Origin of the sequence: Acinetobacter sp. 22323 (assembly GCF_052044895.1) — a bacterium.
Classification (GTDB): domain Bacteria; phylum Pseudomonadota; class Gammaproteobacteria; order Pseudomonadales; family Moraxellaceae; genus Acinetobacter; species Acinetobacter schindleri.
On record NZ_JBQEOL010000007.1, the window covers coordinates 1 to 20,192 of the forward strand.

General features: G+C 45.3%; 15 protein-coding genes and 1 pseudogene. 9 read left to right on the forward strand and 7 right to left on the reverse strand.

Features of this window, described 5'->3' with window-relative positions; all coding sequences use genetic code 11:
* The first annotated feature begins 227 nt into the window (after positions 1-227).
* The 3 genes from ACTJIX_RS06040 to ACTJIX_RS06050 all read left to right on the forward strand — a co-directional run bounded on the left by ACTJIX_RS06040 (position 228) and on the right by ACTJIX_RS06050 (position 4,934).
* A complete protein-coding gene (locus ACTJIX_RS06040) occupies positions 228-1,442 on the forward strand; it encodes an MFS transporter (protein ID WP_440611294.1) in 1,215 nt (404 codons plus the stop codon).
* 143 nt (positions 1,443-1,585) lie between these two features.
* The gene (locus tag ACTJIX_RS06045; protein WP_440611295.1) at positions 1,586-3,982 is read left to right on the forward strand and encodes a YgiQ family radical SAM protein; all 2,397 of its coding nucleotides are present in this window, start codon (positions 1,586-1,588) and stop codon (positions 3,980-3,982) included.
* Between the two features lie 403 nt (positions 3,983-4,385).
* Entirely contained in the window at positions 4,386-4,934 is a 549-nt protein-coding gene (locus ACTJIX_RS06050; RefSeq protein ID WP_004810225.1) for a DUF2726 domain-containing protein, read from the forward strand.
* Between the two features lie 67 nt (positions 4,935-5,001).
* Here the strand turns inward: ACTJIX_RS06050 and ACTJIX_RS06055 are convergent, their stop codons facing one another.
* The 6 genes and pseudogenes from ACTJIX_RS06055 to mdtD form a co-directional block, all read right to left on the reverse strand.
* Positions 5,002-5,358 carry a RidA family protein gene (locus ACTJIX_RS06055; RefSeq protein ID WP_108675617.1) on the reverse strand — a complete coding sequence of 119 codons (357 nt, stop codon included), beginning with the start codon at positions 5,356-5,358 and terminating at the stop codon, positions 5,002-5,004.
* 4 nt (positions 5,359-5,362) lie between these two features.
* Entirely contained in the window at positions 5,363-6,658 is a 1,296-nt protein-coding gene (gene shiA, locus ACTJIX_RS06060) for a shikimate transporter (RefSeq protein ID WP_008304964.1), read from the reverse strand.
* 221 nt (positions 6,659-6,879) lie between these two features.
* Complete coding sequence (gene dinB / locus ACTJIX_RS06065; protein WP_008304963.1) at positions 6,880-7,935, reverse strand: DNA polymerase IV; 1,056 nt, start codon at positions 7,933-7,935, stop codon at positions 6,880-6,882.
* A gap of 18 nt (positions 7,936-7,953) precedes the next feature.
* Positions 7,954-8,970 (reverse strand): annotated as a pseudogene (locus ACTJIX_RS06070) (MBL fold metallo-hydrolase).
* A 43-nt stretch (positions 8,971-9,013) separates the two neighbouring features.
* Positions 9,014-9,787 (reverse strand): glycoside hydrolase family 25 protein, encoded by a 774-nt coding sequence (locus ACTJIX_RS06075; protein ID WP_008304959.1) that lies wholly within the window; start codon positions 9,785-9,787, stop codon positions 9,014-9,016.
* 62 nt (positions 9,788-9,849) lie between these two features.
* Positions 9,850-11,241, reverse strand: coding sequence for a multidrug transporter subunit MdtD (mdtD, locus tag ACTJIX_RS06080; RefSeq protein ID WP_008304957.1), 1,392 nt, complete (start codon positions 11,239-11,241; stop codon positions 9,850-9,852).
* 310 nt (positions 11,242-11,551) lie between these two features.
* Between mdtD and ACTJIX_RS06085 the strand changes: the two genes are divergently transcribed.
* Entirely contained in the window at positions 11,552-12,526 is a 975-nt protein-coding gene (locus tag ACTJIX_RS06085; RefSeq protein ID WP_004810207.1) for a hypothetical protein, read from the forward strand.
* A 57-nt stretch (positions 12,527-12,583) separates the two neighbouring features.
* Here ACTJIX_RS06085 and ACTJIX_RS06090 read toward each other — a convergent pair whose 3' ends face one another.
* The gene (locus ACTJIX_RS06090) at positions 12,584-13,201 is read right to left on the reverse strand and encodes a TIGR00730 family Rossman fold protein (protein WP_008305153.1); all 618 of its coding nucleotides are present in this window, start codon (positions 13,199-13,201) and stop codon (positions 12,584-12,586) included.
* A 320-nt stretch (positions 13,202-13,521) separates the two neighbouring features.
* On the opposite strand from ACTJIX_RS06090, the gene ACTJIX_RS06095 reads away from it, so the two are divergent.
* From ACTJIX_RS06095 to parC, 5 genes are all read left to right on the forward strand, one after another.
* A complete protein-coding gene (locus tag ACTJIX_RS06095; protein ID WP_004810201.1) occupies positions 13,522-15,102 on the forward strand; it encodes a TerC family protein in 1,581 nt (526 codons plus the stop codon).
* Positions 15,103-15,176: 74 nt separating this feature from the next.
* Positions 15,177-15,653: a YchJ family protein gene (locus tag ACTJIX_RS06100; RefSeq protein WP_004810200.1), complete on the forward strand. Its 477-nt coding sequence runs from the start codon at positions 15,177-15,179 to the stop codon at positions 15,651-15,653.
* 61 nt (positions 15,654-15,714) lie between these two features.
* Entirely contained in the window at positions 15,715-16,359 is a 645-nt protein-coding gene (locus ACTJIX_RS06105) for a trimeric intracellular cation channel family protein (RefSeq protein WP_004810198.1), read from the forward strand.
* 125 nt (positions 16,360-16,484) lie between these two features.
* Positions 16,485-17,804, forward strand: a complete 1,320-nt coding sequence (niaP, locus tag ACTJIX_RS06110) for a niacin transporter NiaP (RefSeq protein ID WP_440611296.1) — start codon at positions 16,485-16,487, stop codon at positions 17,802-17,804.
* A gap of 165 nt (positions 17,805-17,969) precedes the next feature.
* Positions 17,970-20,189, forward strand: coding sequence for a DNA topoisomerase IV subunit A (gene parC / locus ACTJIX_RS06115; protein ID WP_440611297.1), 2,220 nt, complete (start codon positions 17,970-17,972; stop codon positions 20,187-20,189).
* The last annotated feature ends 3 nt before the right edge of the window (positions 20,190-20,192 follow it).

Consider the following 20,192-nt stretch of genomic DNA (forward strand, 5'->3'; position numbering starts at 1 on the left):
TCAGAAGTGAAACCTCTTAGCGCTGATGGTAGTGTGGGATTACCCATGTGAGAGTAAGTCATCGCCAGCTCATTATTCTAAACACCCCCTTCAATAGAAGGGGGTGTTTTTTTAGGCCTGGGAAAAAGAAAACTGTAGTAAATGATTAAAATAGAGCAGGATTTAGGCTAAAAACTCAGCTCTTAATAAAATAATAGGCATATACTAGCTGAGTCTCTGGAGCTTATATGTCCACAAATTCATCTTCAAGCCATATTGAATATGGTTCTTCTGCCTTTAAAGCGGTTTTGTTTTCCTTGTTTCTGGCTGGATTTGCAATTTTTTCATCATTGTATTGTGTACAGCCGATGATGCCGATTCTGGCTGATTATTTCCAGGTCAGTCCGACTCAAAGCAGTTTTCCACTTTCATTTTCTACCATTGCATTAGCTGTTGGCCTGATTTTTACTGGACTCATTTCTGACCGTTTTGGCCGTAAGCCGATTATGGTCTGGTCTTTATTTTCGGTTGCAGTATTGTTGTTGCTGAGTGCTGTATTGCCAGCCTGGTCAGTGTTTCTGGCGACCCGGGTGTTAATAGGTTTAACCGTAAGTGGCGTGGCCGCAGTGGCGATGACCTATATTGGGGAAGAGGTGGCCGCGAAAGATGTTGGTTTTGCCATGGGACTCTATATTTCTGGAACTGCGATTGGCGGTATGAGTGGCCGTTTGCTTGCAGGAGTATTGGTAGACTTTATTTCCTGGCAGTCAGCGACTTTAATCATTGGACTAATTAACCTCTGTATTGCGACAACCTTCTATTTCTTATTGCCTAAATCTAGGAATTTTCAAGCTTATCCTATTAAATTGAGCCGCTTCCTTACTGCATTTCAGCATAATCTGAGTGATCGCAAACTGCGAATCTTGTTCTTGCAAGGTTTTATCCTGATGGGCTGTTTTGTTTCAGTCTTTAATTACCTCAGCTATCGCCTGATTCAGTCACCTTTTGAGCTGTCGCATGTCTGGATTGGGGTAATTTCGGTCACCTATCTGGCAGGAATCTATAGCTCACCTCGTGCGGCGGCATGGAGCCAGAAATTTGGACGTTTCCAAGTATTGGCGGCCATGCTTGCCAGTATGTTGCTAGGACTAGTGTTGATGCTAGTCAACAGCTTGGTGCTGATCTTTATTGGTCTGCTCATTTTTACCTTTGCATTTTTTGCTGCACATTCCACGGCCAGTAGTTGGGTGTCTGTGCAATCTTTACAGTATCGTGCTGTAGGATCATCACTCTATTTATTCTGCTACTATCTTGGATCCAGTGTCCTTGGCAGCTCGAGTGGTTTGGTCTGGGAAAATACAGGATGGTTCGGCCTCAGTGTGTTCATCGGCATTATTTTGACAATCGGTTTATTGATAGCTCAACAGTTAAAACCTAAAATAAGCAAGCTAGAAACAAAGTGAGCATATATTCCTGATTAAGGTCCTAAAGTCTATATTGTATAAATTATAATCAAGCAACCTCAGCCGAATTCATGCTAAAATGCTCGGCTTTCATCTTTGATCTATTTTTTGATCTTCCATCTGCCAGCCGAGAATTGCTAGCCATGTCTACTGCTTATACCATGCAGACAGCGCCTACAGCGTTGTTTGATTACGACAAATATTGGGCGTCATGTTTTGAACCTGCGCCATTTTTGCCGATGTCACGCGAGGAGATGGATCAACTCGGCTGGGACAGTTGCGACTTTATTTTAGTCTGTGGCGATGCCTATATTGATCATCCTTCATTCTGTTCAGGCATTATTGGCCGTACCCTAGAAGCGCAAGGCTTCCGTGTCGGGATTATTGCGCAGCCAGACTGGACCAGTGTTGAAGCCTTCCGTGTATTGGGTAAACCAAACATTGCATGGGGTGTGACAGCAGGTAACATGGACTCGATGATCAACCGTTATACGGCAGATCGCAAGATTCGTTCAGATGATGCCTATTCACCAGACAATCAGCCAAACAAACGCCCAGACCGGGCGGCAACCGTATATTGCCAGCGTGTGCGTGAAGCTTATCCAGATGTACCGGTGCTCTTAGGTGGTATCGAAGCATCACTACGACGTATTGCACACTATGATTACTGGTCAGATAAAGTACGTCGTTCAGTATTGATGGACTCTAAAGCCGATCTTTTGATGTATGGTAATGGTGAGCGTTCTATCACTGAAATCATGCATCGTTTGGCGCGTGGTGAAAAAATCCAAGATATTACCGATGTTCGTGGTACAGCATTTATTGTCAATAAACACAACCGCCCATCGAAAGCCAAATTTGTTGAAATCGCATCGAATGATGTCGATGCGATTGGCCGTGTTGATCCAATTATTAACCCTTATGTCATGACTGAAGATATTGAAGGTTGTGAGATTGAACAAGGGAAGGACTTGAGCCAGTACCAGGGTTTCCAAAAAGAACATGTAGCTAATCCGATTGTACGTGAAGGCGACAATTTGGACGAAAATACACAAATCGTGCAGTTACAACCGGCGTCGAAAGCGATTAAACATAAATTACCACCGCGTGAATTGGCTGTGATTCGTTTGCCTGCTTTTGAAGAAGTGGTGAATGATCCGGTGCTTTATGCACATGCTAACCGTATTTTACATCTGGAAACCAATCCAGGGAATGCGCGTGCATTAGTACAAAAGCATGGTGAACGTGACGTATGGTTAAATCCACCGCCAATTCCGTTGACTACGGAAGAGATGGACTACGTGTTTGACCTGCCTTATGCACGTCTACCACATCCATCATACGGTAATGCACGTTTCCCAGCCTTTGACATGATCAAGTTCTCGGTAAACATCATGCGCGGCTGCTTTGGTGGTTGTACCTTCTGTTCGATTACGGAACATGAAGGTCGTATTATTCAGAACCGTTCGGAAGAATCGATTCTGCGTGAAGTGGAAAAAATTCGTGATACTGCACCAGGCTTTACTGGCATCATTTCGGATTTGGGTGGCCCAACAGCCAACATGTACCGTTTGGCCTGTAAAGATCCTGAGATCGAAAAGAACTGTCGTAAGCCTTCGTGTGTGTTCCCAGGAGTATGTCAAAACTTACATACCGACCATGCGCCACTGACGCAGTTATACCGTAAAGCACGTGCATTACCAGGTATTAAAAAGATTCTGATCGGTTCAGGTTTACGTTATGACCTTGCGGTTTTAAACCCTGAATATGTGAAAGAACTCGTGACGCATCATGTCGGTGGTTACCTCAAGATTGCGCCTGAGCATACTGAGAAAGGCCCACTGAATAAAATGATGAAGCCGGGCATTGGTACCTATGACCGTTTCAAGCAAATGTTTGATCGTTATAGTAAGGAAGCAGGCAAGGAACAGTATTTAATTCCTTACTTTATTGCAGCGCATCCAGGCACCACGGATTATGACATGATGAACCTGGCGATCTGGCTGAAGAAGAATGGTTTCCGTGCTGATCAGGTACAGACCTTCTATCCGTCACCAATGGCGACTGCAACCACCATGTACTACACCGGTAAAAACCCGCTGGCGAAAGTGGCGCGTTACACTGAAAATGTCGACATTGTGAAAGGTGAGAAGCGTCGTCGTCTGCACAAAGCTTTCTTGCGTTACCATGATCCAAACAACTGGCCTTTACTGCGTGATGCCTTGCGCGAAATGGGCCGTCAGGACCTGATTGGTAATTCGAAACAGCATCTGATTCCGACTTATCAGCCTGCAGGTGTGGATGGTCAGTATCAGTCAGCACGTAAGAAGAACTCGACTGTTGCAGGCGATTCACAGAAACGTACCGGTCAGGCAGGCAATCGTGGACAAGGTCAAAGCCAAGGACAGAACAATCGTCCGAAGAAAGGGCAGATCCTGACCCAGCATACCGGTTTACCACCACGTGAAACCGGTGATGCGAAAAAGCCTTTTGGCGGTTCTAAAGCTAAAGGCAAAACCAAACCAAAAAGTCGTGCCTAAATCACTTAAAAAAGACACTTCGGTGTCTTTTTTATTTTTCTACTGATTTTTTATTAAAAGAAGTCAAATCTCAATTAAAAAATAATTAAACTAAGATATTCATTAGAAAAAACTGTTTAAAAATTACACTTTATCGGAATTGTAAGACAAAAAGAGGAAAATGCTCTTGCTTAAATTTGAGTGGCTGATTTAGAGTGAGAGTGAGAGTGAGTAAGGAACACATTACATTTCCAGTACACGGAATTTTTTAATCTCCCGAAATGTAATGTCCTTATATAAGTTTTGATACCGGATGTTGCAGTATCTAAGCAAATTGGTTGTACCGTGATTTTCGGATGAAAATCGATCTATACTGACGACAATAAAACAAAAACGATTATAAGAATGCAGAAAGGACTAACGCATGACCACCTATATCATAATTGGCAGTTTTCTGCTCTTATGCACCATCCTGATGGCATATAAGAGAGTACAGAATAGCGGCAAGCAGCAAGACAGTGTGTTGAAGCAGCGCGCCATTTTTAACCTGAATCAACAGTTGACTTATACCCGTCTAAAGGAAATTCTGCCAGAGAACATCATTCTGGCCCATGTCTCCTATGATGCGCTGTTGACCACCAAATTTTTTCGTACCCGTAACAAATATCGCAATCTGGTCGCGGACTTTGTGGTTCTAGATCAGGATCATCTGGTTGTTGCCATCGTGGCCGTGGACGATCCGATGATTTTAAAACGCCCACAACAATCCCAGTATCAGGATGCCTTGCTGACTATGGCAGGCTATCGGGTAATCCGTTATGAAGATATTCCGGAATATTATCAGCTGCGCCGTGACTTCCTGAATGAACAGGGTGAGGAGGACAGTTTAGTCAACCCGAATAACCTGACTGCACTAAAGAAGTTTCCACTGTACTCCGCTCTGGGTCGCCCTAAGGTGAAGACAGTGGGTTAATATATCTGGCACAAATAAAAGCATGCAGATCGCATGCTTTTTTATTGGAAGACAAGTTCTATCGGCATTATTCCGGTTTTACTGCGACGACGGTCAGTTCGACCAATACCCTTGGATCATACAACTTGGCTTCTACACAGGTACGCGGCAGGGCCTGAATATCAGCTACCCATGCGTCCCACACTTCATTAAAAGCTGCATAGTCACGCTCAATATCTTTGAGATAAATAGTGACTGACATGATGTGGCTCTTATCTGTTCCCGCATCTGCGAGAAACTGGTCAATAATGTCCAAAGTTTGCCGTGTCTGACCTTTAATATCCAGATCAAAATCACTGGCCAGTTGACCTGCCAGATGAACGAGATTGCCTGAAATCGCGATTTCAGAGAAGCGTTGAGACACGTGCAAACGTTGAATAGTCATGAGTTTAATCCTGAATTTTTGGCATCAGGGCAGCAACCAATGCAGTCAGTAGACAGCCCACAGCAAGATAGATGGCTACATAATGCCATGAACCATCACCCCAAATCACTAAGGAAGCCGCAATCATTGGGGTAAAACCACCACCAATAATACTTGCCACCTGATAACCTACACCGGCGCCACTGTAACGATACTCGGTACCAAACAGTGAGGTAAAGATGGGTTGATGCACACTGACTACCATGTCATGCGCGATATTGGCCAGTAGAATTGAGCCAACAATAATCATCCAGGTATTTTGAGCATCCAGCGCCATAAAGAACGGGAAAGCCGACAAGGCACCGATTAAACCGCCCCAAACACACACGGTTTTATGGTTAATTTTGTCTGAGATCCAGGCAAAGAACGGGATACTGACACAACTAATCGCACCGACCATCAGGGTGATATTCAGGAAGAATTGCTTGTCCATGCCCAGATTATTGGTGGAATAATTCAGTGCAAAATTGGTCACCAGATACATGGTGAGCAGCTCGGTCATACGCAGGGCAATAATGTACAGGAATGCTTTAGGATGCTTGCTGATCGCCTGAAAAATTGGCAGTTTGGTTGGATGTTGCTTGGCTTTAACCACTTTTTCGACAAATTCTTGTGACTCCTCCTGATCACGCCGAATCCACATGGCAATGCCGATCAGCACAATACTGGCAATAAACGGAATACGCCATGCCCAGTCCGAAAATGCCTCTTCACCTAGAGTCGCAATGATTAGTGATACAGCACCCGTAGCGAGAACTAAACCGACGCCATAGCCGACTTGAACGCCACTACTGTAAAAGGCTTTTTTGCCTTTCGGCGCATTTTCAACCGCCATCAGGGCAGCGCCACCCCATTCACCACCGACGGCAAAACCTTGAATGGCACGTAAGGTCACCAGCAGTACAGGCGCCCACCAGCCAATGGCTTCGAAATTCGGCAACAGGCCAATCCCGACAGTAGAAATCCCCATGAGGATGACAGTGAGTACCAGCATTTTTTTACGGCCGAGTTTGTCACCGAAGTGACCAAACACTACACCACCGAGTGGACGGAACAGAAAGCCGACACCAAAGGTTGCCAAGGCGGCTAATGTGCCCATATTGTTGCCAATACTTGGGAAAAATTGATCTTTAAAAATCAGGGCTGCGACAATCCCGTAAAGAAGAAAATCGTACCAGTCGACAACAGCACCAATAAAACTGGAAAGCGCTGCTTTTCGCGCGCGTTGTTCTTGAAAAGAAATTGAATTTGCAGAAGACATGCAGGATAGGATTCCATGGGGACAACAGAGTTGCCCTGTAATATTCGGATTTGATCGTCACGCCAATCACAGGACAGCATGCTGAAAGTAAAGGTGATTTTCAGCATCTCAGCATATACATGGATAATGCATTGCGCGGATAGATTACTCTAAAAACATACAATGGTAAAAATAAAGTTGTTGGCTTTTTAAACTAGTGACTACTTCTTGCTCAGTTTACTTTAAAGCAGGGACAGTTGTGCTTCTTGCTGGCGAGGTGACAGCTGATACACCCCGACACCAATCAGGCGAAATTGCAGGGCTGGATCCAGATGCATATCCTGTAGCAAGAACTGTAACGCCTGATGTAGCTCTAGCGGATTTTTAAGTACGGAACGGAAGCTGCGGCTATGTTGCATGATCTGGAAATTTTTTAGCCTGAGTTTCACGGTAATGCCACGTGCAGTCAGCTGTTTCTTTTCCAGACTGTTCCAGACCTGCTGGATCAGTTGATCCCAGTAAGGGCTGCACTGGCTAAGTAGCAGGTCATCACCAAAGGTGGTTTCCTTGGAAATCTGCTGGCGTTCACGTTCGGTTTCGACCGGGCGTTCATCGATGCCTTGCGCATAGAGATGTAGCCGCTTGCCGTATTTGCCAAAATGCTGAATCAGGACGGCTTCATCCATCTGTTGCAAATCACCCAGCGTTTCCAGATTGAGACTTTTCAATTTTTCCTGCGTAACCTTACCGACCCCGGGGATTTTTTTAAGTGGTAAATCCTGAATAAAGGCCTGTACCTGTGAAGGCTTGATCACACAAATGCCATTTGGTTTGTGCCAGTCTGAAGCAACTTTGGCCAGGAATTTATTTGGTGCAACACCCGCAGAAGCGGTGAGTCTAGTCAGCTGAAAAATGTCTTCACGGATACGCATCGCAACTTCTGTTGCACTGGGGATTTGCAGCAGATTATCAGTCACATCCAGATAGGCTTCATCCAGTGAAAGTGGTTCAATAACTGCTGTATATTTTTGAAAAATCTGATGGATCTGTGAGGAAACCTCACGGTATTTCTGAAAATCCGGTTCAATCACAATCAGCTGCGAACAACGTTTGCGTGCCTGACTCATTGGCATGGCAGAATGCACACCAAATTCCCGGGCTGGATAGGAGGCAGCCGCAACCACAGCCCGTGGATGATGCGACGCGATCACCACAGGCAAATGTTTTAGTTCCGGACGTTCACGCAGTTCTACCGAGGCGTAGAAAGCGTCCATATCGATATGGATAATTTTACGCATATGCCATCTTAAAAGGCTTTAAGGCACTTGGGAAGATGCTGATTTCAAAAGATTATAGGGTTGACTATTACTCAGTAGCACAACCTGAATCTGTTGCGCTTCAGCCGCTTTGATCAGAATTCGCATACTCTCGGGAGCATTATCGGCAAAGCGTGGCAAAAATTGTAAGGGTTGATCTAGCGGCTGAAAGAAATCATCCCAGTGAATTGGAATGACAATCTTGGGTTTTACCGTTGCCAGTGTTTGTTGCAGATAAGATTTCTGATAATCCTCAGGCTGTCGCGATAGCTGGGCTATGCCTAAAAATAAAATATCGGCCTGAACATTCTTGAACTGTCCCGGAATAAACCCTGTGCTCGCTTTAACCAGAATTCGTTGTCTGTCATGTTCAATCAGATAGTCAAAACTGCCGCCTTCTTTAAATTCGGAAAACTTGGCAGGCAGTTTCAGTGGTGCTGTAATTTCTTCACCGAGATCATCATTTACGGGTGTTGGAGGCGTATGTGCGGAAGCAAGTGGAGTGACTTTAAACTGTCCCGATCGGAGCGATTGCCCTGATACAGCACGCCGTAGCTGGGAGGCTTTTACCTCTGGATGACTGCGTGCAATATTCAGGCTGCTATTCGATCCGATGATCTGGGGTTGAGGTAACAGGGCAGCCAGTTCAGGAATATCCAGAGCATGATCATAATGGCTATGGGTCACTAAAATCGCCTGTGTCCGATCCAGCTGTTCCTCCTGAATAATCTTCTGAAGTAACCTAGAATCGCTGGAAACCTTAGAACTGAGAACATGCCAAAGACTGGGACGGCTAAAGAAGCCATCAATTAAAATCTGTTCCTGACCATTATCAAACAGCAAGGTTGACACCCCAAAGAAACGGACATTTAAGCCTTCTGCGGATATATTGGATTTGGCTTGCCACGCGTCAAAGTCACGCAGCTAACCTGAAGGTTGGCGTAAATAAGTGCTTATTCCCCCCAGTATGACTACCACTATCAGAATGGTAGTCACGATAATTTTTCCAAGCTTCACAGCTATTTATCCTTTTATTTTTGATTACATTGCAATTGTAGAATTATTTTGCCGATTTTTGTGCAGGTGCAGTCTTAATACCATTCTGTTTTAAAAAATTCAGCCAGTCCTTTTCCGAACCATAAAACACATTCAGGTCTACAGTCGTTGCAATACCTTTGATCTGACCCTGACTGGTATGTTGCCAGAAATGCCATTTCGGATTATCTTTGAGCTCAGGCAGACCCTTGTATTCACGTATCCAGAGCGGTACGTCAGTAAAATGTCCTGCCAGCACAATATTATAGAAAGCTTTCGAGGTATAGAACATCGGCTGCTTGCCGTAGTGCTGTTTGAGCAGGTCATGCATGACCTGGATTTCTTTGAGTAACTGTTCCTTGGAATAGGTATTAATACAGTTACTGTCATATTCAAGATCGATTACCGGAGGTAAGGCATCCGCTTTATTCGGTACGCTTTCGATAAAGTTTTGCGCTTGAATCTTACCCTCCCGACAGAGACGATAAAAATGATAGGCACCGACCAGCAAACCCTGTTCGCGAGCCTTAAACCAGTTTTCCTGAAATTTGCTGTCCTTAAAGTCACCGCCTTCGGTTGATTTTAAATAAACAAAGCGGTATTTATCTTTGGGAATCTGCTGCCAGTTAATCTCTTTTTGATGATGCGAAACATCAAAACCATGAATGTCATATTCGGAAGCGTTGGCAGGTAGCGGTTTCAGCAATAGCCACCAGATTGCACCGACCACAGCAAGCAGCAGAATGACACTCATGATTGTTGCCCAAAGAGGTGGATAATGCTTGTCTGGCTTTTTCATCAAGTTCTTCAAAATTTGACTCTATCTAGCTTATACCGATTTGTCTTGTATCGGGATGATGATCATACTGGCGTATTCTTGGGAATATGCCAGAAAATATAGGCGGCAATGATATTCAAACAGCCCAGACAGATCAGGGCGAGATGGAATGCATTATCCAGCTGCTCAGCGCCAAAGTAGGCACTAAACATATTTACCAGCGTACCTGCCAGTGCGACCCCAATACTCATCGATAGCATCATGATCATGGACAGAAAACTGTTGCCACTACTGGCATCCTGCTGACTTAAGTCTTTTAAGGTTAAAGTATTCATGGAAACAAACTGCAGTGAGTTCAAGATACCAAAAATAAAGAAATGAATCGCACGTAGCCAGATCGGTGTATCCGCCGTAGTCAGGGCAAAGCTGGCAATACATAGCCCCACCAGTAAAGTATTTACCAGTAAAACCTGGCGATAGCCAAAGTGCTGAATGATCTTGCGAATAATGGGTTTGGAAGCCAATGAACCTAATACAGTTGGAATCATCAGCAAACCGGTAATAAAGGGTTCAAAACCAAACGCGACCTGCAACATCAGCGGTAACAGGAAAGGAATTGAGTTACCACCAAGACGGGCAAAGAAATTACCCAGAATCCCAATAGAATAAATCCGGTTTTTAAACAGCTTGCTGCGGAACAGGGCATTGCTATGCGTATATGAATGATAGGCATAGATCAGTGAAAACAGGAACCCAGCTGCAACTAAGCTGAGACTCCACCACAATGGATATTGCGGATTGGCAAAGTTCTCAATGCCCAGACATAGCCCGACCATCGCCACCACCAGCATAACAAAACCGGCATAGTCAAACTTCGCCACATCCGGTTCAGTAACATTCGGCATGGCTTTGAAGGTAATCAGGGTGCCAAGCAGGCCAATCGGCAGGTTAATCAGAAATACCCATTGCCAGGACAGGTATTCGACCATCCAGCCACCTAGCGTCGGGCCAATCAGGGGACCAATCAGGCCGGCCAGACTCATCAGGCTCATTGCAGCCAGAAACTGGGTGCGTGGAATGATCTTCAACATTGCCAGACGACCGACTGGTAACAGCAAAGCACCACCAATACCTTGCAGAACCCGATAGAGCAGGAGTTCATTCAGGCTGTTTGAGACAGCACAACCTATTGATGCAAGCGTAAAAATAATGATGGCGCTAAAATAGGTATTACGTACACCAAAACGATCTGCCAGCCAGCCACTCAAGGGAATACAGACTGCAACCGAAAGTACATAAGCCACCACCACACTATGCATCCGCAACGGATCTTCCTGCAGGCTAAGCGCAATTGCAGGCAGGGCAGTATTGATAATCGTGGTGTCCAGACCTTGCATGAAAAAGCCGATCGATACCAATAAGACCAGCAGTCTAAATTCGGGTTGCAGCGCTTGATGGGTGGGCGTGGCATTCATGTGATATTTAGAAAGTCATGTAATTTTGAATGTGGGCTCAGTTTAAATCAATTCACCCCATCCGTTGTACTAAATCAGTGTCTTATTCTGGTATTTATGACATGAAATATAACCATGAAAGCTCATTGATATCAGTTGGATAAGTGGGGTTTAGCAGAAATAGCAACTGCTTGCTGAAAAGTAATAAATGTATTGAAACCGGCTAGTGTTACAAGAATATATGACGTTTCTGTCATGAAACTGCAATAAAAACGTCATAATCTTGGCCACATCTTACAGTAATGCTGATCTCCCTCAGCAGGTATGTTTTATGTCTATCGAAATCTTGATGGTTATCGGCTTCTGTCTAGCAGCCTACTCCATTGTCGGCAATGATGTGCCTCAGACATTGGGAACCTTTATCTCATCAAATTCACATCGACCTTGGTGGCTGCTGTGGATTTATATCAGCGTCATCCTTGTGGTGGTTTTGGTCTATGGCTGGTATGCATCAGGGGTAGGAGATGCCTCTTATGGCCGTCTCGAAACGATTCCATTCCCTGAGGGTGGGATTACCTGGCTGTATATTGTACCGCCAATTCTACTCTTGTTATTAACCAAATATGGTATTCCAGTCAGTACTACATTCTTGGTGCTCACCATTTTCTCTCCAGCGAGCTTAGGTTCGATGATGGTGAAATCGATGATGGGTTATGCTGTAGCCTTCATCTCAGCTTTGGTGATTTACCGTTTTGTTGCCAACAAAATGACGGTTTATTTTAACCAAACCAAAGACCAAGAGCATTCGACCAAATGGATGATCTTACAATGGTTATCAACCGGTTTCTTATGGAGCCAATGGTTGATCCAAGACTTAGCCAATATCTTTGTGTATGTGCCACGTCAGGTTCCATTTGAATTCCTGATGTTTGCGATTGCGGTATTCGTGGTCTTGCTGGGTGTGATTCTGTACCAACGTGGTGGTGCAATCCAGAAGATCGTCGATACCAAAACCGATGTAACTGATGTTCGTGCAGCAACCATTGTTGACTTTATCTATGCCATTATCTTATTGATCTTCAAAGAGTGGAGCAACATTCCAATGAGTACCACATGGGTGTTCTTGGGTCTACTTGCAGGTCGTGAGTTTGCGATCTCGATGATCGTCAATGGTGTGAGCAAACACCGTACTTCACGGAACGTCAGCAAAGATGCAATGAAGTTAATGTTTGGTTTAGCAATGTCTGTGATTTTGGCGACAACACTACCTTGGTTCTATAACCTGGTGACTAACTTGGCTTCTTAAGAGTTAAAAAATAAAAAAGCGAGCTTCGGCTCGCTTTTTTATTTTTTAGATCAGCATTTAAATTGCAAACTGTTTTGGACTATCCAGATTTTTCAGGGCATTAAAGATATGTGCAGAATGTTCGCAGACAATTAGTTTGGCACGATGCTGGGGTGGCAGGAAGCCTTCATTCACGGCATGATCCAGCTGGGCAATGAGTGGATCATAAAAGTTATTCACGTTGTATAGCATCATTGGTTTCTGGTGCTGGTTCAACTGTCCCCAAGTCGCAATTTCCAGAATTTCCTCAAAAGTGCCTAGTCCACCTGGCAGAGCAACGAAGGCACAGGCACGTTCTGCCATTAACGCTTTGCGTTCATGCATGGACTGCACAATATGCAGTTCAGTCAGCTTGCTATGCGCAATTTCATAATCCAGCATAAACTCGGGAATCACACCTACAGCTTCACCGCCATGTTCAATCATGGCATCAGCGACCTGACCCATCAGGCCGATGCTGGCACCACCGTAGACCAGACCAAAGCCTTGCTGGGCCAGACTCTGTACAAGCTGAATAGCTTTTTCCTGATAAATAGGATTATTGCCAGCACGTGAACCACAATATAGGGCAACGAGCGGGCGGGTAGTGCGGGGAGATTTGTTTTTATGTTCAGTCATTTTAATTACGCTAGTCATGTCTCTCTTTCACCTTATCATTTTTTAATTTTGTTACTACAACATATATTAAAAATATGACAATTCTATGCATCATTCTTGCCAATCTTGAAGTCAAGAGTCAGTAAGCTTAAACCAAAGCATGAAAACTGGTAAATTTCATTTTGAACTTGCTATACTGAAAATCTGTCTTACTACAATAGAAATCACATGGGTAGTCGAAGTTGGCGCTTTAACCAGATAAAACGTCACCATATCAAGTGTTTAAATAAAATTGGACATAGTTCCGCGCTACGCAGCAGCATTGCATATCTTTCCACTGATCTACAGGAGAGAATGCAATGATTTTCGAATGGATGTCAGATCCTTCTGCCTGGATTGGCCTGCTAACTCTGATTGTGCTGGAAATTGTTCTGGGCATCGATAACCTGGTCTTTATTGCAATTCTTGCTGAAAAACTGCCGCCAGAACAACGTAATACCGCCCGAATTGTAGGTTTGACCCTGGCCCTGGTCATGCGTCTGATCCTGCTGGCCTCTATTGCCTGGGTAGTCACGCTGACTGAACCGTTCTTCTATATTTTTGATCATCCATTTTCCGGACGTGACCTGATTCTGCTGTTTGGTGGGGTATTCCTGTTATTTAAGGGCACCATGGAATTACATGAGCGCCTTGAAGCCAAGCCAGTGGTCAAAGAAGAAAATCCGGTGCATGCCGTGTTCTGGATGGTGATCGTTCAGATCGTGGTGCTGGATGCCGTGTTCTCACTCGACAGTGTGATTACTGCTGTGGGTATGGTCAAAGACCTGTCGGTAATGATGATTGCAGTGATTATCGCTGTCGGCATCATGCTATGGGCTTCCAAGGCCTTGATGGATTTTGTGAATCGTCATCCTACTGTGGTCATCCTTTGTCTCGGCTTCCTGATGATGATCGGTTTCTCGCTGGTGGTTGAAGGTTTCGGCTTCCATATTCCAAAAGGCTACCTGTACGCAGCGATTGGTTTTTCGGTCATTGTCGAATTTATTAACCAGACCATGAAACGCAATCAGGAAAAAATGGTGACAACTACAGATCTGCGTTATCGCACTGCTTCAGCCGTGATGCGTATGCTCGGTGGTAAACCTGCTCAGGATAATGCTGCTTCTGAGCCGGTAGATGTACTGGCAACGCGTGCCTTTGCTGACGAAGTGTTTAATGATGATGAAAATGGCGTTTATCACAGTGTGATGGTGCAGGGCGTACTCGGCCTGTCTGAACGTCCGGTGAAGTCGGTGATGACCCCGCGTCCTGAACTGGAATGGATTGATCTGGATGAAGATGAAGCTATCATTAAGGCCCATCTGTTGCAGATGAGTCATTCACGTCTGATCGTGGCACGTGGTGAGCTGGACAATATTGCTGGTGTAGTACTGACCCATAAAGTGCTAAACGAATATATCGAAACAGGTGTACTTGATTTCGAAAAACATCTACGTGAACCGGTAATTGTGCATGAAAATGCTCAGGTACTGATGGTGATGGACCAGTTGCGTCAGGCGCCGCTACAAATGGCGATTGTGCTGAACGAGTATGGTTCGATCGAAGGGATTGCAACACCGATTGATGTGCTTGAAGCCATTGCCGGTGAATTCCCGGATGAAGATGAAATGGAAACCGCCGCTGAAAGTCTGCATGACGGTAGCCTGTTGCTGGAAGGTTCAACCGATATCCGTCATGTATCCTTGCTGATTGGCCGTGATCTGGTGGATGAATCAGAAGAATATTCGACGCTGTCGGGCTATATTTTATTCCACCTTGGCCGTCTGCCTGAAAATGGTGAGAAGTTCGAAGCCGATGGTCATATCTTTGAAGTCGTGACAATGGATGGTCATAAGATCGAAAAAGTCCATATTATTCCGCAAGAACAAAACAAGAATTGAGTTCTGCCTCAGGTATGCGCTGAATTTTGCTAAAATAGCCCGCATCGTCGGGCTATTTTTTTTGGAATTCATTTTTGGAACTTACCCTCTCAGTAGCATGTCCATGTGGACTGGGCATTTATGAAAGCTGTTGTCAGCCACTGCATCAAGGCAAGCGAATTGCACAGACAGCCGAACAGTTGATGCGTTCACGTTATAGTGCCTTTGCCAAACAGGAAATTAACTATATCCAGCAGACGACCGCATTGGGACAGCAAAGGTTTTTAGATATGGCTGCAATTGCCGAGTGGAGCAGGACCAATCAATGGCTGAAACTGGAAATCGTGCAAACCAATGAAAAACTAGATAAATGTCATGCAATGGTCGAGTTCAAGGCACATTTTCATGATGGCACACAGGCACAAATTCATCATGAAGCGTCCCATTTCGTCAAAGTAAAAGGCTGCTGGTATTTTCTCGATCTGACCACAGATCAACAATTTACAATGAAGCAAGCCTGCATTTGCGGTTCAGGGAAAAAATTTAAGCTATGTTGTGCGCAATTTTTGTAACTTTCACATAGATTTGCCTTAGAATAGCCGCCATCTCAAAGCCTCAGGTGGAAGCAGGGCGATGTTGTTGACCGTAATCTATATTATTGCCATTACCGCAGAAGCGATGACCGGTGCTTTATCCGCTGGACGGCGCAGCATGGACTGGTTTGGGGTCGTGATCATTGCCTGTGTTACGGCACTGGGAGGTGGTTCGGTTCGCGATGTGCTGCTTGGTCACTATCCACTAACCTGGGTCAAGCATCCTGAATATCTGGTGCTGACCTGCTGTGCGGCTTTTGTCACCATTCTGATTGCCAAATGGATGCGTCATTTACGTAACATCTTCCTGGTACTAGATGCCTTGGGGCTCATCGGTTTTACCATTATCGGTTGCCAGATCGCATTAGAAATGGGGCATGGTTTTGTGGTCAGTGCCGTAGCTGGTGTCCTGACGGGTGTCTCCGGCGGTATTCTGCGTGACATTCTGTGTAATGATGTGCCGCTGGTGTTCCGTCGTGAACTGTATGCCAGTATTTCCTTCGTTGCGGTAATCTTCTACTGGCTGTGTAGCCACGCAGGTCTGTCGCTTGAGCTGACCATCATTTCTACCTTGATCTTCGGTTTTACCCTGCGCCTGATCGCCATTTACTTTGGCCTGGAAATGCCGAAATTTATCTATAAAGATGATGATGAACAATCCGCCTCATCTAAGGATGAATCATAAAACACGATTTTCAGATGAGCGAGGCAAAATAGCCTCGTTTCTGCATTCAATCGTAGTATAAAAATAGGATGAAGACTTCTGCTTTCCCTGCAGTTTCTCCCAAATCACATATCAGAGATTTACTTATGGACCTAGTTTCCCGGATTCAGCGCTTACCTGTAGGCAGGTTTCACTATATGTTGCTGGTCGTGATTGGTTTAGGCTGGATGTTCGATGCCATGGACACCGGACTGATTTCCTTCATTCTGGCTAAAATGGCAGAAGACTGGCAGATGACCCCTGACCAGAAAAGCTGGGTAGTTTCAATCGGTTTTATCGGGATGGCAATTGGGGCAATCTGTTCTGGCGGTCTGGCAGACCGTTATGGCCGCAAAACCATATTCGCTTTAACGCTGGTGATCTATAGTCTGGCAACCGCGGCTTGTGCCTTTGCATCGAACCTGACCTGGCTACTGGTCTTCCGCTTTATTGTCGGCCTGGGGTTGGGTGGTCAGTTACCGGTTGCTGTAACGCTGGTCAGTGAATATATTCCGGCACAGGTACGTGGCCGTTTTATTGTTTTACTGGAAAGTTTCTGGGGATTGGGCTGGCTCTGTGCAGCCTTGATTTCTTATTTTGTGATTCCGAAATTTGACTGGCATACCGCCTTTTTAATCGGTGGTATTCCTGCACTGTATGCAATTGTGATCTGGAAATTCGTTCCGGAGTCGATTCCCTTCCTGATCAACCGTGGCCGTATCGATGAAGCGCATGCCTTGGTGAAAAAGATTGAAGCCAAGTGTGGGGTAGAGGTATTGGAAATCTTCCAGGTTCAACCTGTGGCCGAAAAACAGACGATTTCTTTTGTTCAGCTCTGGTCAGGCATATTTGCCCGCCGTACTTTAATGCTGTGGTTGATCTGGTTCGGCATCATCTTCTCTTACTATGGTATTTTCACCTGGTTGCCAAGTCTGTTAGTGAAGGAAGGCTATACCATTGTCCAGTCTTTTGAATATGTACTGATCATGATTCTGGCGCAGTTGCCAGGCTATCTGGTTGCAGCATGGCTGGTAGAAAAACTTGGACGTAAGGCAACACTGGCCGGCTTTATTGGCATGTGTGCCGTATCTGCCTATTTCTTTGGTCAGTCCGGCAGTGTCACCGAAATCGTGATCTGGGGCTGTCTGATGTCCTTCTTTAACCTCGGTGCTTGGGGTGTGCTCTATACCTATACGCCAGAACAGTACCCAACCAATATCCGTGCTTTTGGTTCGGGCTGGGCAGGGGCAATCGGCCGGATTGGTGGTATTGTTGCGCCATTTGCAGTCACCCATCTGATGGTCATGCCGAGCGGCTTCAGCTATGTCTTTACCATGTTTACCGTGGTTCTGATTGCTGTAGCTGTGGTGATCTTGGTACTGGGTGAAGAAACTAAAGGTCGGACTTTAGAATCCTTGAGTCAATAAAGGTGGTGATTTTTTAGTTGCTTAGGGCGTTTAAAGTGGATATTTTTACGCCATAAGACACGATTTGTCGCACTGTGTACTGTACTGCCCTTGTGCAGTCAGGCAGTGCGACTTAGCATAAGAAACATTGATACAAAAACGACATTTTTAGGATTATAGGTTGTTATGACAAGCCTTGCGCATCATGCGACAGAAAACCGTTCCGTAGCAGAATTTACCGAACAGGCCTACCTCAACTACGCCATGTACGTCATCATGGATCGTGCACTGCCACACATCAGTGACGGTCTGAAACCGGTACAGCGCCGTATTGTTTATGCCATGAGTGAGCTGGGGCTCAAGTGGACCAGCAAACCAAAGAAATCTGCACGTACTGTGGGTGATGTACTGGGCAAATACCATCCACATGGCGACTCAGCCTGCTATGAAGCGATGGTGCTGATGGCACAGCCGTTCAGTTACCGTTATCCGTTTATTGAGGGGCAGGGCAACTGGGGTTCACCAGATGATCCAAAGTCTTTCGCGGCGATGCGATATACCGAAGCCAAACTGTCACAATATAGTGAATTATTGCTTTCTGAGTTGGGTCAAGGCACCTGTGACTGGCAGGACAACTTCGACGGTTCGATGAAAGAGCCAGTCAATCTGCCGGCACGCGTACCGAACATCTTGTTGAATGGTACCACGGGTATTGCCGTGGGTATGGCAACCGATATTCCACCACATAACCTGCGTGAAGTGGTCAAAGGTACAATTGCACTGATTCGTAATCCGAACCTGACCGATGTCAAAGTAGCTGAATATATTCCGGGACCGGACTTACCGACCAAAGCAGAAATTATTACTCCACCGGCTGAATTGCTAAAAATGCAAACGACAGGTCGTGGTAGTTACCGTATGCGTGCCGTATATACGGTTGAAAAAAACGAGATCGTGATTACTGAACTGCCCTATCAGGTGTCTGGTTCCAAAATCATTACCCAGATTGCAGACCAGATGCAGGCAAAGAAACTGCCTTTAGTCACAGATGTACGTGATGAATCCGATCATGAAAATCCGACCCGTCTGGTCATTGTGTTGCGTTCAAATCGTATCGATGCTGAATCGGTAATGAGTCATCTGTTCGCAACCACCGATCTTGAATCCAGCTATCGCGTCAATATGAATATGATTGGTGCGGATGGTCGCCCGCAGGTGAAATCGATCCGTCGTATTTTGCTGGAATGGATTGAAATCCGTAAGACCACTGTGACCCGTCGTCTGCAATTCCATCTGAATAAAATCGAGAAACGCTTACATATTTTGGGTGGCTTGATCATTGCCTACCTGAATATTGATGAAGTGATTCAGATCATCCGTGAAGAAGATCAGCCTAAACCGGTGCTGATGCAACGGTTCGGTATTGATGAAATTCAGGCAGAAGCCATTTTAGAACTCAAGTTGCGTCATTTGGCCAAGCTTGAAGAAATGGAAATGCGCCGTGAGCAGGAAGAGTTAGAAGCCAAGGCAGCTGAAATCCGTGAGCAACTGGCCAATCCAGAATCTTTAAAGAATTTGATCATCAATGAACTTAAAGATGATGCCAAGAAATTTGGTGATGATCGCCGTTCTCCAATCGTAGAGCGTGCCGAAGCTGCGGCAATTGATGAAACTGAAATACTGCCTGCTGATCCGGTGACCGTGGTCTTATCTGAAGCTGGCTGGATCCGCTGTGCCAAAGGCCATGAAGTGGATGCCGAAAACCTGAACTTCCGTGCAGGGGATCAGTACTTGAGTCATGCCCAAGGCAAATCTAATCAGCGTGTTTATGTACTGGATGATACGGGGCGCAGTTATGCCTTGGCCATCAACAGTCTGCCGTCTGCGCGAGGATTAGGTGAACCACTGAGTTCAAAACTTTCTCCTGCAAGTGGCGTCGGCTTTAAACAGGTTCTGGTTGCCGAAGATGAGGCAGAAATCCTCGCAATCAGCAGCAAAGGTTATGGTTTCAAGACCCAAGCCAAGCAGCTGGATACCAATGCCAAGGCGGGCAAGGCATTCCTGACTGTGCCGGAAGGTGCGCAGGCAATGAATCTGCAGCCACTTGAAGACAAAACTCATCTGGCATTGCTCAGCTCTGCAGGTCGTCTATTAATTGTTGATTTGACTGAATTACCTGTGTTGAATAGAGGCAAAGGTAATAAATTGATACAACTTGAAGATAAAGATCAGATTTTGTCCATGACAGCCTTGAGTTTAGATGAAATAATTCAAGTGCTTGCAGGACAACAGCAAATAAAATTAAAAGGGGATGATCTGCAAAAGTACATCGGCAAACGCGGTTCGAAAGGACAGCTTTTACCACGCGGATATCAAAAAGCAAATAAACTGTTGATTCAAAGATAAGAC

Excerpts from the sequence above, each read along its gene's own strand:
- ACTJIX_RS06040 (WP_440611294.1), top strand. The coding sequence starts at position 228 with ATGTCCACAAATTCATCTTCAAGCCATATTGAATATGGTTCTTCTGCC.
- ACTJIX_RS06045 (WP_440611295.1), top strand. The coding sequence starts at position 1,586 with ATGTCTACTGCTTATACCATGCAGACAGCGCCTACAGCGTTGTTTGAT.
- ACTJIX_RS06050 (WP_004810225.1), top strand. The coding sequence starts at position 4,386 with ATGACCACCTATATCATAATTGGCAGTTTTCTGCTCTTATGCACCATC.
- ACTJIX_RS06055 (WP_108675617.1), bottom strand. The coding sequence starts at position 5,358 with ATGACTATTCAACGTTTGCACGTGTCTCAACGCTTCTCTGAAATCGCG.
- shiA (WP_008304964.1), bottom strand. The coding sequence starts at position 6,658 with ATGTCTTCTGCAAATTCAATTTCTTTTCAAGAACAACGCGCGCGAAAA.
- dinB (WP_008304963.1), bottom strand. The coding sequence starts at position 7,935 with ATGCGTAAAATTATCCATATCGATATGGACGCTTTCTACGCCTCGGTA.
- ACTJIX_RS06075 (WP_008304959.1), bottom strand. The coding sequence starts at position 9,787 with ATGAAAAAGCCAGACAAGCATTATCCACCTCTTTGGGCAACAATCATG.
- mdtD (WP_008304957.1), bottom strand. The coding sequence starts at position 11,241 with ATGAATGCCACGCCCACCCATCAAGCGCTGCAACCCGAATTTAGACTG.
- ACTJIX_RS06085 (WP_004810207.1), top strand. The coding sequence starts at position 11,552 with ATGTCTATCGAAATCTTGATGGTTATCGGCTTCTGTCTAGCAGCCTAC.
- ACTJIX_RS06090 (WP_008305153.1), bottom strand. The coding sequence starts at position 13,201 with ATGACTAGCGTAATTAAAATGACTGAACATAAAAACAAATCTCCCCGC.
- ACTJIX_RS06095 (WP_004810201.1), top strand. The coding sequence starts at position 13,522 with ATGATTTTCGAATGGATGTCAGATCCTTCTGCCTGGATTGGCCTGCTA.
- ACTJIX_RS06105 (WP_004810198.1), top strand. The coding sequence starts at position 15,715 with ATGTTGTTGACCGTAATCTATATTATTGCCATTACCGCAGAAGCGATG.
- niaP (WP_440611296.1), top strand. The coding sequence starts at position 16,485 with ATGGACCTAGTTTCCCGGATTCAGCGCTTACCTGTAGGCAGGTTTCAC.
- parC (WP_440611297.1), top strand. The coding sequence starts at position 17,970 with ATGACAAGCCTTGCGCATCATGCGACAGAAAACCGTTCCGTAGCAGAA.